Here is a 12,538-nt window from a genome sequence, read left to right as displayed (position 1 = left end):
GCTTTCGCACCGGTTCCGGCTCGCTATTTCGGTGCGGTTTCGGTGGGCCAGTGGGTGGTGGGCCAGTGGGTGTTGGGCCAGGGTGGTTGTGGCCAGGGTGGGTCGGTGCTGGGGGTGTTGGCGCGGTGGGTGTTGGCGGGGCGCCAGGTTTGGGTGGGGTCCCAGAGGAGGGGGCCGCGGATTTGGGGTTGGCCGTTGGTGATGCGGATGTTCCAGCCGGTGAGGTGGATGGTGTGGTGGTGGTACCAGCAGAGTAGGACTCCGTTGTTGATGTTGGTGGGGCCGCCGTCGGTCCAGGCGGTGACGTGGTGCACTTCGGTCCATTGTGGGGGGATGGTGCAGCCGGGGATGATGCAGCCGCCGTCGCGGGCGGCGATGGCGGCGCGTTGTTTGGCGTTGAAGCAGCGGAGTGTGGTGCCGAGGTAGAGGACGTCGCCGTCGGTGCCGAAGAGGACTTTTTGGTAGCCGCCGGCGCAGATGAGTTCGGTGACGCGGCGGAAGCTGAGGGGCGCGTCGATGCCGTCGATCCAGGCCGCGGCCGTGGTCGAGGTCGGCGGCGTTGATGTGCACCATGACGGTGGGGGCGGCGCCGCCCATGGTGGGGGTGTGGGGGTCGCGGGCGGTGGCTTCGAAGATGGCGCGGAGGATGTCGGCGCGTTTCTCTCTGCCGGTGCGGCGGTCGCCGTCGAACCGGTCGTCGCCGGTGAACGGCTCGTCACTGAACCGTTCGGTGTCCCTCGTAGCGTCGGTATCACGCTCGTTGCAGTCCGTGCTGCTGTCCGTGCTGCTGTCCGGGTCGGTGGGTCTGAAGCGGGGGGTGTGTGAGCGGGCGCTGAGGTAGGTGTTGAAGAGGGTGTCCATGATGCCGCGGAGTTCGGGGGTGACGTCGGCGCGCAGCGGGTAGAGGCCGTTGCGCAGCAGCCCGAACGACAGGGTGCTTCTGGCTTCGACGGCGTCGTCGTTGGGGGCGGTGCCGTCGGGGTCGAGTCGTGCCTGCCATTCCACGGCCTGGGCGCGGAGCAGGTCGGGCGCGAAGCAAATCCCCGCCCCGGGCAGCCCGACGGTTTCGGGGGTGAGGGCGCCGGTGGCGGAGGCGACCAGGGCGCGTTCGACCCGGTCGACGTCGTCGGGCCCGACGCGGCCGTGCAGGGCGGTGAGGGTGGTCGCGATGATCTCCGCCGCCTCCAGCCCGAGCTCGCCGCTGGCGAGGCCGTCGGCGATGACGGCGTACCGGGCCGGCACCGGCAGGCCCAGCGGGGTGCGTTCCACGGCGGTCTCGCCGAGTTTGAGGCGACGCCGGGCTTCACGGCTGGAGATGCCGGCGAGGTGGGTGATGAACTCCACCCGGGTACGGCATCCGTTGCGATACGCCAACGACCCGCTGCCGAGGTCGGTCTCGGCACGAGCACCGATGTCGGTGGTCGCTCGTAGTCTGGCCCCGTCCACCTTGCGCCCCAAATGTTCCAAAGCGGCCATGACCGCGATGGCCTCGGTGTCGTCAAGATGACCAAACCGCACCCCATCCAGCACGGAAGCCAACAACGCACCGGCCTGAGCAATGACCTCAACCCGAGTGAACCCAGGATCTGGCAGGGAACCAGCTGCAGCGGGCGGGACGGTGAGGGTCATGGCGACGGTGCCTCCTTCACCCACCATGATACCCCGAAAAGCACTTAAAGACGAGAGAAGCTCAGATAAATTCTAAAACAGATTCGTCATTAAATGCGATCTACTGCGCGCATTGCGGGTTGTCTGTCACGACTGAGCGAATCGGGCAATTCCCCCGGTTGTCGGGCGGCTCTGTAAGCACTTTCACAGGAAGGTGACACGAGCTCGACTTTAGTTCTGGCTAGGCTCACCGAATAGTTTGCCCGCCTGCCACTGCTGGGATCCACAAGTCCCGATTGCCCCGTGCCCACCCCCCGAGCGCACCAGCGCAAGTCACGTCCATGAATCTCCGGAGGACCCAATGCCGCTTCGCCGCAAGCCTCCGGCGCTTCCCCATTCGAAGGCATCGACCGCTCGCTGGGCCGCTCGCTGGACCGCCGTGGGCATCATCGCGGTGGCAGCAGCGCTGTTGACGGCGCTGCCGCCCGTCACCGCTCCATCCACGACACCACCAGCAGCACCTGCACCCACGCTCACGTCGACACCAGTGGTACACCGTTACGCCGACTGCCCGAAGGCCACGACGACGGTGCATACGGGCGATGAGCTCCGAGCGGCCGTCGACCAGGCCGGTCCCGGCACGGTGATCAAAATGGCCGCCGGCACTTACCGTGGCCAGGTCAACGTGCACGTCACCGGCACCGCCGCCAACCCGATTTGGGTCTGCGGCCCGCGCGACGCCGTGATCACCCTCGGCAGCGTGCAGAACAACCACGGAATCCTGATCAAGAACTCCGCCCATCTCGTGATTGCCGGCATGACGGTCACGAATGGACTCAAAGGCATCAGCGTGATTAGCAGCACGAACGTGACGATCGCCGACACTCGCATCGACAACATCGGCTACGAGGGCATCCATCTGCGCGCATTCACGACCGACAGCACGGTGGTCGGCAATACAATTTCGAACACCGGCCTGCGCGAGGCACGATACGGCGAGGGCATCTATATCGGCACCTCAGAGAACAACTGGTGCGCGCAGACCGACTGCGGGCCCGACCACACCGATGGAACACTCCTCCTCGACAACCACATCAGTCTGACCGGCGCTCAACCGATCGAGGTCAAAGAGGGCACCTCGAACGGCATTATTCGCGGCAATGTCATCGACGGCGCCAAAGCCATGAGCGCCGCCGAGGAATGGATCAAGGTCAAGGGCAACGACTGGATCATCGAAGCGAACCGGGGCTCCAACAGTCCCCGGCACGGCTTCGCCGTGAACGGAAGCGTCGCCGGCTGGGGCCTGCGCAATACCTTCGTTGACAATACCGGCATCGTGAACGCCGGTGGTTACGCCTTCTTCATCTACGAGACAGGCAGCAAGGGCTCAAGCTACACCAACGTGTCCTGCTCGAACTCCGTCACTCGCGCGGCCGACGGATTCTCCAACATCGCCTGCACACGACCGAGATTGCTGGTCTTCCAACAGCGCGCCACGGCGCCCTGTGATGTATTTTGGTGCGCCCGCTAGCTTCGGGTATCGATGCGGCTGAGAAATCAAGGTCTGCAAAACTGCTCTCGGTACTTTCACAGGAAGAACGGATGCCCTCTCGCGGCGTTCCCCTGCGGGCGTAAATACACCTGCCACCCGCCTGCGGGACAAAACCTAAAATGGGTAAAAACACTGATCAGGGCAGAATCATCGAGGGCACCTCAGTTTCGCTCCTGCGGGTGATCGAACCGTCGTCCGCTCCGCGCTGCGCGTCGGCCTGCGACGCGCACTTCGCATCCGTCAAAATCCCGCCCATATACCCATTTGCACACGGCTAACTCGCAGCAGTTCAGACGCTAATTGACGCAGTGATCACGGGTGGCCCAGCCGCCCGGAATCACGATCATGAGCGTCGGGACCCGTCGGGTTCACGGACGTTATCACGCTGTCCTTGAACATCCGGAAAGGGTCTGACCATATTGTTCCCCCGCTTCTCGCGACGCGCCGCCGGCGCGGCCGCTGCCATCACCGCGCTCCTCACGGCCCTACTCCCGATCGGTATTGAGTCCGCGTCCGCCGCCACGGCGCCGGACGGCACCACGGTCATCGACAATAGCTCCGCCCAGGTCAAATACTCCGGCACCTGGCGCACCACGGGCCACCCCGCCGACAATGACTCCTCCATCGCATATTCCTCAAGCACGTCCAGCGCGTCACTGACTTTCACCGGGTCAACCATCGCCTATGTCGCCCGCCTGACCAGCAGCTCCGGTACAAGTGACATCACGATCGACGGCACGCTCGTCGACACCGTGAATGGATACTCGGCGACCACCGAATATCAGCAGGTACTGTTCAGCACGTCGAAACTATCCGGCGGAACCCACACCATCACCGTGAGCCGTACGGGGCAGCGGGATGCCCGTTCAACGGGCACGAACAGCATCATCGATGCGTTCGTCACACTCGACTCCGCGACCGTGGCGACTCCAGCCCCCGCTCCGACTCCCGCTCCGACCACGCCGCCCCAATCAGAACCGACTCCGACAACGCCAACCCAGACCACGCCGACCGAGACCACGCCGACCGAGACCACACCGGCAGCCATGAGCGGGCCGGTCGAGGCTCCGGCCAATTCGACCACCGTGGACAGCGATTCACCGCAGGTTACCTATGCCGGTTCGTGGCGCCGGTCCGGTGCAGCGGGCGATATTGGCGGCGGGGTGAATTTCTCCACCAGCTCCAGTAACGCCTCCTTCACTTTCGATGGCACCAGCGTGGCCTACATCACCCGCCTCACCAGTAGTTCGGGTACGAGCACTGTCGCAATCGACGGCCAGCCCGTAGCGACGGTCGATGGCTACGCCGCCAAAACCAGCTACCAGCAGATCGCCTACAGCACGACTTCCCTCTCAGCCGGCCGGCACACCATCACCGTGACCCGCACCGGACAGAAGGATGCCCGTTCGACCGGTACCAACAGCATCGTCGACGCCTTCATCGTGGCCGAGGTCGCCAGCACCGCGCCGGCTCCGGCGCCGATCAGCACCCACCGATATGAGGACTGCCCGGCAGCTACTGTCACCGTGACGACGTCCCAGGAACTCATGACCGCCGTATCGAAGGCTCAGCCGGGAACGGTCATCACGATGGCCCCCGGAACCTACACCGGCCAGATCAAGATGACCGCGAACGGAACCGCCGCCAACCCGATTTGGGTCTGCGGGCCGCGCAGCGCCGTGATCAATATCGGCGGCATCCAGGACGACCACGGTATCCAGATCACGAACTCGTCGAATCTGGTGGTCGCCGGCATGACCGTCACCAACGGTCTCAAGGGCATCAGCGTCGTGCGCAGTAACCACGTCACCATCGCTGACACCCTCGTCGACAACATCGGCTACGAGGGCATCCATCTGCGGGCGTTCACGACCGATAGCACCGTTGTGGGCAACACCATCACAAACACCGGAAAGCGCAACTCTTTCTACGGCGAGGGCATCTACATCGGAACCTCAGAGAACAACTGGTGCGCCCAGACCGGTTGCCAGCCCGACGCCACGGACCGCATTCTCCTGATGGGCAACAACATCAGCCTGACCGGTGCCCAGCCGATCGAGGTCAAGGAAGGCACCTCGAACGGCATCATCCGCGACAACGTCATCGATGGCGCCAACGCCATGTCGCGCGCCGACGAATGGGTCAAGGTCAAGGGCAATGACTGGCAGATCTACAACAATCAGGGCACGAACAGCAGCATGCACGGCTTCGCCGTCAACGGCAGCGTGGCCGGCTGGGGCCTGCGCAATACCTTCTTCGGCAACACGGCCCCGGTCGATGCCGCCGGCTACGGCTTCTACATCCACGAGCAGGGCAGTGCGGGTGCCAGCGGCACCACGGTCTATTGCTCGAACGACGTTACGACTGCGGGATCCGGATACTCGAATCTGGCTTGTATCTCGTAGCCCTTCGTTCTGATCGTCGGTCGAGCGCAGCCTGCCAGCTGCGCTCGACCAGCGGAAAGACGGCGGCCGCCGAATAGGTGGCGGCAAAGGCGGATCTCGCCAGGTTCGCCTTTTCGGCGCGCCACGCAGCATCCGTCATGGCGCGCCGCAGCGCCGACTCGAGCGAACCGATATCGCCGGGCTCAACAATCACGCCCACGCCATTGGCCAGCACCGCCGGCACTCCGCCGACCCGGGTCGCCACGACACAGTTTTCGCGGGCCATCGCTTCCAAAATGAACATGGGCATCGCCTCATCGCGGGACGGCAAGACCGCGATCGCCGAACGTTCGAGCAATTTCATCAGGGCCTCATGACTGAGCGGGCCGACGAACTCGGCCCGAGTGAGCGGAACCATCGGCTGGTCGGCGATCGGGCCGGCAATGACGAGCCGCCAGAGCGGATGCTGCGGCGCGAGTTCCTTCCACACGGCAGCGAGCACATCGACCCCCTTGCGCTTGCTGACCGCGCCGCCGAACACCACGAGGGGTTCGATCTCACGCCGCACACCGTCAGCGACGGCGTTCGGCACGAGCCAGACCCGCTCCCCCGGCACGAATTCGGCTGCGGCCGCGTGCGACTCCGCCGAGAGGGTGAGCACCACATCGGCCGCGCGCAGAACGCGCCCAACCAGTCCGGGTCGCTTCCGGGCAAATTCGGCGAAGGAACTACCGTGCAGCTGAGCGACCGTCGCGAACCCGCGCGCGTGGGCGAGCATGAGCAGCGCGCCCTCGCGAACAAAGGAACCACCCTGAGACAGGTGCGCGATTACAACGGTATTCTCGGGATCGGTCAGGCGAAGCACCTTCCAGAACGCGGCTACCGCGACGGCCAGCGCCCGCACCCCACCGCTGCCGTCACGCGACGAGACCATGCGCAGATCGAAATCGGCGAAAGAATGCGCCAGATAGCCGTTGACAACCTGACTCATGCCGCCGGCGACCTCGCCGTTGCGCCCGATGTGCACGGCCAGCGGCCGCACGGATGACGACAGCGCTCGGGGCGAACCCGGCTCCTGGCCAGCGGGCTGGGTGTTATCCAATGAAGCCACGCTCACCGCGCGATTTCGGTCGTGAGCACCTGATCCAGCAGACGCCGAACGGTCTGCAATTCGCCCTGGGCCTCGGCCAGTCCGGCCAGAATAGCCGTCCGCCGCCCGAGCAGATTCTGCAACCGTCCCGCAATGTCGACGGCGGTCAAACCCGCGCTCGCCACGCTCACGTCGTACAGCCCGGCGGCGGCGAAGTGTCGGGCAATCTTGTCGGATTTCGCATCCACCAGCAGCGCGGCCGGAACCGCCCCCTCGGTCAACGCTCCCACCAGCACGTGCAGTCGATCGCTCACTGCGAGCGCCGCCCGCCGGTACAGGGCGCGCAGGCGTTGTTCCTGCTGGTCGTGGGCGGTTCCGTTCCAGCGCAAGGCCTGGCCCCCCAAATCTTCGGCTAGTCGTGCGCACTTGTCGTCATCGCGCAGCACCTGCGTGACGCACCAGATCTGCAGACCGTTCTCTGCGGCGACGGCGCGCACGCCGGCCAGCCAGGCCTCGCTCGGGTACTCGAGATCGGAGCGCATCGACACGACGAGTACATCGCGGACCGGGGCCGTGCTCACCTCAGCAGCTCCCGACTGCGCACTGGATTCGGCCGTGCTCGCGCGCGCGAAGGCGAGGTCGGGCATAATGCTTCCCTGCCCGAGATACCCGGCGGTGGCGGCGTCCCGCCACAACGACACGTTCGACAAAGCGATTGACGGCCCCATGAGCGCGCGCGGCACCGGTGCAAAATTACGACTCCCGACGCCGACCCGGGCGACCCGGCCGCGCCGCGCACGCACGAGCGCGAGTACCGGAAGCATGGCGAGGTGCTCCTTCATGCCGATCAGCGTCAATTGGATCTCGCCCGGTTTGAACACGTACGAGGCACGGCCGCGCGCCGCGCTCCGCAGGGCCGCCGCATACCATCGACGAAACGAGCGATACTGCACATCCGTGTGTGTGAGACCGAGTCCCTCGGCGTAGCCGTCCGGCGCGTCTCCGACATACACGTGCAGCGGTCCGCACGCGCGCAACCAGTTGAGCAATTCACGACGCAGCAGGATATCCCCGATATTGTCGTACTGCCCCCGGGCCGGCACAAAGATCTCGCGCAGCGTCCTGGGGGCTGGGGCCTGATCGCTCATCGTTTACTGGGCAGAGGAATTCGCACCCCAGTGTCGATGGCACGCCCGGCAGCAAAGCGGATGACGTCGGCCGTCAGATCGGGCGCGTCAACGGCCCGCGCGACACCGAGATATTCGGCCAGCTCGGCGATCTGCATCTGGTGATCGTCAACGTGTTCGCCGCGGTACTTGCGGCGGGTCACGATCACCGGATAAATGCCCATTTCGAGCAGCCCCATGAAGGTGCCGACGCCCGCGTGGGTGATCACGACATCGGCGTTCAGCGCGGCATCGACAAACTTCGCGGCCGGCATCATCTGATGTACCTGGCCGGGAAGGTCGGATCGGTTGGTGGTGAAACCGAGCTGCCACACGGTGCGTTCGTCGGCCAGGCCGCTCGCGAGCACCGCGTCAACGAGGGAATCAAAACGGTAGCCCTCGATGGTGCCCAGGGTCACGAACAGGCTGGGCCGATCCGGCGCCCGCCGGTTCAACGCCTGGTAGGTGGAGAGAACGCTCGGATGGGTGCGCCACCGGTTGCTCGCCCACGCGGGATGCTGGGTGCGCACGCTGACTAAGTGACTGGCGGCCAGCATCCGCCCGCTGAGCGATGGCCCCTCAACGCGCGAGACGCTTTCGATGTACAGGCTCGGCACGCCGCTGATCGCCGCCTGCGGGAGAGCGGCGACAGCGAGCCCGGCGCCGGTGCTGACCGCACCGTCGAAAGTTTCGTGTTGGAGGACCCGGCGCACGATGCCGGCCGCGCGCATCATGCCCATGTAGTCCCGGGGGCGCACGTATGGAACATGGATGCGACGTCGGCCGGCCAGCAGTGAGCGGCTCTGCATGGAGTCGAAGGTGACCCAGAGTGAACTCGGCGAAGCGCCGAGCCCCGGGGCCAACCGCACCAACTGCGCCAGATGCCCGCCGGTGGAGGCGACGAGCAGAAGCTTGCGGGGTGTGGTCGGCGACGGATCGAGCGAATAAGACGTTTGCACGGACACTGCGGCTCCCTTCGGTGGAGAATGTGGAACTTTTTCGAACGTGCTACGGAAGGGGTGGATCTACCAGGTGACGCGCTGTTGGGTGGGGCCGTCCGTCGGGACGAAATCGCGGTCAGGCGCGGTGGAACTTCCGGGGTCGGCCGGGTGGGCGCCGGTCGGGTGGGCGCCGGTCGGGTGGGCGCCGGTCGGGTGGGCGCCGGTCGGGTGAGCGCCGGTCGGTTTGGCGTTCTTTTTGGTGGTCTTTTCGGTTGTCGGTTTGGTAGTCGGTTTGGTGGTCGCATTGGCGATCGGCCGGGTGCCGGCCGATCGGTTCGAGCGGGCAGCGGCGCGGGCGACAACCGCGGCACCGCCGTCCTGTACGAGCGCGTCAGGGCCACGGGTGGGGACCATGGCCAGCACGACGCCGACCGGCGTGGTCCCGACCGCCTCGAGAGCATCGAAGGCGGCGAGAAGTTCTGGTTCGCTCACCCGATTGGCGCCCACAACCAGAATGGTGCCGCCGGTCCAGCGACTGAGCACGGCAGCATCGGTCACCGCGAGCGCCGAGGGGGCGTCGATGAGCACGTAGTCGTAGCTGCTGCTGAGCGCATCGAGAACGCTGCCCATGGCGGTCGACCCGAGCAATTCGCTCGGATTGGTGGGGATTTTGCCCGATGACAAGACGGTGAGCGGATGCTGTGTGCCCCACGACTGCAGGGATTCCTTGAGTTGCACGTCACCGACGAGAACGTCGCTCAAGCCGCGGCCGGAGTCGAGGCCGAGGTAGTCGGCGAGGCGTGGCGTGCGCAGATCAGCATCGATTACAGCGACGGTCGCGCCGCTTTCGGCGAGCACGATGGCCAGGTTCAGCAGCGTCGTGGTTTTACCTTCACCGGCAACGGAGGAGGTCACGACCAGACTGCGCCGCTCTGTGCCGGCGTCGGCGAACTCAAGATTGGTGCGCAGGATGCGAAAGGCCTCGGCGCGGCCGGTGGTCGCGCCGTCGGGGGCGATGATCGGGTGGGCGCGGGCTTCGAGCGGAATGGCGCCGAGCACCGGAACCTCGGTGAGTCGTTCAACGTCGTCGCGGTTGTAAACGCGACGGTCGAGCAGTCCCAGGATGAACGCGGTGACCAGTCCGACCAGCAGACCGATGAGGAGGCCCACGGCGAGGTTGAGGTAAAGCTGGGGCAAGGCGGGGTTGTCAGGGACCACTGCGGGGTCAAGCACTCCGACCGTGACCGGGCTCGCGCCACCATCGGCGGGCTTTTCCAGCTGGTTGATGACGACGTCGGTGAAGCTCTCGGAGACGGCCTGGGCAAGCTGTTGCGCGGCAGTGGCATTGGGAGCAAGAGCGGCGATTTCGATGATGGCCGAGCCGGGCTGGGTTGTGGCCGTGACGCGCTGGGCCAGATCGATCGCGCTCTCGTTGAGGCCGAGACTCGTAATCACCGGGTCAAGCACGCGGGGGCTGGTCGCCACATCGAGGTAGTACGGCAGCTTCTGCACCACAAAGTTGTTGCCCTGCACGAGGTCACCGGGACTCGAGCCGTTCTGAATCTGCGCGGCCACGAACACCCGCGTCGACGACTGGTACTGCACCGGAGTCAGAAGCGCTGCGGCGGCCCCACCGACCACACCGAGCAGCACGAACGCCACAATGAGAATCCATCGTTTTCGCAAAATACGAACCAGTCGCTTCAGTTCCATGGACATTTCTCCCCGCGCAATCGGCTCGTCGTGCTTCGGGTGCACGACGACAGAAAACCATGTTTGCATAAAAATCCTCACTTTTGGACCGCGAGCGGTGAGGATTTAATCTGTTCGTGTTGATGCGGTAACTAATTCTTCGATCAAAAACTGACGAATGCTCGCTCGCGTAGCCTCATCCAGGAGCTCTAATGCGTGTCGTTTACCGGCTTTCACGTCGAGAATGACGGGCACGCCGACCGACTTGAGCGCCAGCGCCATGGCCTGGCCCTGCGCGAGGGGAACGAGTTCATTTTTCGACATGGCAATGTAAAAGGGCGGGTCAGTTTTATCCACGGCATACAACGCCGACGCGTCCCGGGCGTTCGGGCATTCGGTGAAGTCGTCGCACCCGAGGTATTGCAGGATGGATGCGATCGCCACTTTCGACGGGTCGCCGAGCAGAAGACCACTCTCGGTGAGATCAACCGCCGGCGACAACGCCACGACCGCTGCGACCCGGTCACCGCCGTTCAGGCTGCCGCTTCCCTTGGTTCCGATCGACGACGCAATGATCGCGCCGGCCGAACTGCCGAAAAGGCCGATGCGTTCGGGATCGATGCCGAATTCGGCCACCTGGGCCGGCTCACGCAACCATTCCAGGGCAGCGGTCACGTCGTTCACCTGAGCCGGGTAGGCGTATTTGGGAGCCAGGCGGTAATCCACCGAGAAGGCGGCGATGCCGCCATCGGCCAGCTCGGCACACAGGGCCGTCATTCCGCCGAAATCCTTCGTGCCACTGTCAAAGCCTCCGCCATGAATGAGAATCACGGCCGCTGTTGCACCCTTCGCGCCCTCGGGCAGGCAGGCATTCAACAACAGCTTCTCCCCGCTGGCGGTGCCGTATTGCAGGTCGTTTCGCACCGCGCCAGCGTCAGCAGGCGCAGTCGCGCTCGGCTCGGGTGCGTCGGCGGAGCATCCGCTGAGCAACAGGCCAAGAGACGCGACGAGCACGACGACGGTTGCGAAACGACGCCTCATCACTGGAGGCCTCCGTCGAGGCGGGACCGGCGCGCGAGAGCCGGAGACTGGCGTTTGCGAAACGGACTGACCCAAAGAAAGGAGAACCGCCGCAGGAGCCTGGCGAGGTGGAGCGAGGCAACGAGCACGATAGCCGCGAGCAGGAACGGCAGCGCATTGCCGGCGCCACGGAGCCACGGCTCCTCGGCGAATGGTGCGAGCAGGGCGAGCGCGCCGGCCACGAGAAAGAGGTGCAACAGGTAGATCTGAAAGCTGTATTGACCGAGCGTGTTCATGAAGTTCAGCCATTTCACCCGCACCAGCAGAGTTGACAGAATGACACCCATCGTGACAGCGACCGCACTTTCGAGCAGAACCAAACCGGGTATTCGCGACAGGTGCAGCGGCACGAGCAGCACGGCGAGGCCGAGGTAGACGGCGACGATCAGGATGGCGTGCCAGACGCGCACCCGTGCGGCCAAACGGTAGACCGTGTGTGGAAAGTACACGGCAATGATGAAGAAGATGAAGTTCGCGGCGACGCGGTCCCAGCCGACATTGTCGAGGTCGAGCATTCCCGGCGTTGTCGACACGATGGCCATGGCACCGATGAGTGTGATTTGCAGGCTGACCGGCACCTTACGTAGCAGCCAGGCGAGCAGGGTGAACATAGCCAGGGCCCAGATGAACCAGTAGCTACTGGTGGGCCACACGGGCAGGAGCAGGACATTGAACGGGTCGGTGGGAGATCGTTCGGTGCCGCGCAGGTGCGGAACGATGAAGTAAAACACGACGCGAATGACCGACCAGAGCAGATACAGGTACACCAGTGCCAGCAGCCGCCGCCGCCACAGGTCCTTCAGATTCCAGGTGAGCATGCGCCGCGCGGTGAGGCCGGCAATGAAGAAGAACACCGGCATCGGAAAGTAGCTGAGCACGAGACGCAACCGCGGGGTCCCCCCGGCCAGGTCCAGATCGTTGAGGAACAAGGAACAGTGGTAGAGCACGACGAGAATGATGGCCGCGCCCTTGGCGAAGTTCACCCACTCGCGGTTCTCGGCTGGTATGTCTTTCACATGCGAAAT

At 64.9% G+C, this 12,538-nt stretch carries 9 protein-coding genes and 1 pseudogene; 2 read left to right on the top strand and 8 right to left on the bottom strand.

The window, feature by feature from the left end; all coding sequences use genetic code 11:
- Positions 1-23 precede the first annotated feature (23 nt).
- Together QMK22_RS17495 and QMK22_RS17490 are read right to left on the bottom strand one after the other, a co-directional pair.
- Positions 24-314, bottom strand: a complete 291-nt coding sequence (locus QMK22_RS17495) for an HNH endonuclease signature motif containing protein (RefSeq protein ID WP_502856870.1) — start codon at positions 312-314, stop codon at positions 24-26.
- 235 nt (positions 315-549) lie between these two features.
- Positions 550-1,476, bottom strand: a pseudogene (locus tag QMK22_RS17490) (DUF222 domain-containing protein); the annotation flags it as partial.
- Between the two features lie 493 nt (positions 1,477-1,969).
- Here QMK22_RS17490 and QMK22_RS01380 point away from each other — a divergent pair.
- Together QMK22_RS01380 and QMK22_RS01375 are read left to right on the top strand one after the other, a co-directional pair.
- Positions 1,970-3,139 (top strand): right-handed parallel beta-helix repeat-containing protein, encoded by a 1,170-nt coding sequence (locus QMK22_RS01380; protein ID WP_283495830.1) that lies wholly within the window; start codon positions 1,970-1,972, stop codon positions 3,137-3,139.
- A 440-nt stretch (positions 3,140-3,579) separates the two neighbouring features.
- The gene (locus tag QMK22_RS01375) at positions 3,580-5,565 is read left to right on the top strand and encodes a right-handed parallel beta-helix repeat-containing protein (RefSeq protein ID WP_283495829.1); all 1,986 of its coding nucleotides are present in this window, start codon (positions 3,580-3,582) and stop codon (positions 5,563-5,565) included.
- Here the strand turns inward: QMK22_RS01375 and QMK22_RS01370 are convergent.
- The 6 genes from QMK22_RS01370 to QMK22_RS01345 are packed head-to-tail and all read right to left on the bottom strand — an operon-like array spanning position 5,519 to position 12,529.
- Entirely contained in the window at positions 5,519-6,646 is a 1,128-nt protein-coding gene (locus QMK22_RS01370) for a glycosyltransferase family 4 protein (protein ID WP_283495828.1), read from the bottom strand. The two genes, QMK22_RS01375 and QMK22_RS01370, sit on opposite strands and share 47 nt — an antisense overlap.
- Before the next feature lie 11 nt (positions 6,647-6,657).
- A complete protein-coding gene (locus QMK22_RS01365) occupies positions 6,658-7,782 on the bottom strand; it encodes a polysaccharide pyruvyl transferase family protein (protein WP_283495827.1) in 1,125 nt (374 codons plus the stop codon).
- Complete coding sequence (locus tag QMK22_RS01360) at positions 7,779-8,765, bottom strand: glycosyltransferase (protein WP_283495826.1); 987 nt, start codon at positions 8,763-8,765, stop codon at positions 7,779-7,781. The genes QMK22_RS01365 and QMK22_RS01360 overlap by 4 nt, the downstream gene beginning before the upstream one ends.
- A gap of 60 nt (positions 8,766-8,825) precedes the next feature.
- Positions 8,826-10,523 carry a tyrosine-protein kinase domain-containing protein gene (locus tag QMK22_RS01355; protein ID WP_283495825.1) on the bottom strand — a complete coding sequence of 566 codons (1,698 nt, stop codon included), beginning with the start codon at positions 10,521-10,523 and terminating at the stop codon, positions 8,826-8,828.
- Between the two features lie 36 nt (positions 10,524-10,559).
- Positions 10,560-11,474 carry an alpha/beta hydrolase gene (locus QMK22_RS01350; RefSeq protein ID WP_283495824.1) on the bottom strand — a complete coding sequence of 305 codons (915 nt, stop codon included), beginning with the start codon at positions 11,472-11,474 and terminating at the stop codon, positions 10,560-10,562.
- The gene (locus QMK22_RS01345; RefSeq protein ID WP_283495823.1) at positions 11,474-12,529 is read right to left on the bottom strand and encodes an acyltransferase family protein; all 1,056 of its coding nucleotides are present in this window, start codon (positions 12,527-12,529) and stop codon (positions 11,474-11,476) included. Before QMK22_RS01345 ends, QMK22_RS01350 begins: the two co-directional genes overlap by 1 nt.
- Positions 12,530-12,538 lie beyond the last annotated feature (9 nt).

Origin of the sequence: Cryobacterium sp. PH29-G1 (assembly GCF_030063365.1) — a bacterium.
In the GTDB taxonomy this organism is placed as follows: domain Bacteria; phylum Actinomycetota; class Actinomycetes; order Actinomycetales; family Microbacteriaceae; genus Cryobacterium.
The sequence above is the reverse complement of the archived record's forward strand: the minus strand, read 5'-3'. Positions and strand labels throughout refer to the sequence as shown.

Excerpts from the sequence above, each read along its gene's own strand:
- QMK22_RS01380 (WP_283495830.1), top strand. The coding sequence starts at position 1,970 with ATGCCGCTTCGCCGCAAGCCTCCGGCGCTTCCCCATTCGAAGGCATCG.
- QMK22_RS01365 (WP_283495827.1), bottom strand. The coding sequence starts at position 7,782 with ATGAGCGATCAGGCCCCAGCCCCCAGGACGCTGCGCGAGATCTTTGTG.
- QMK22_RS01355 (WP_283495825.1), bottom strand. The coding sequence starts at position 10,523 with ATGCAAACATGGTTTTCTGTCGTCGTGCACCCGAAGCACGACGAGCCG.
- QMK22_RS01350 (WP_283495824.1), bottom strand. The coding sequence starts at position 11,474 with ATGAGGCGTCGTTTCGCAACCGTCGTCGTGCTCGTCGCGTCTCTTGGC.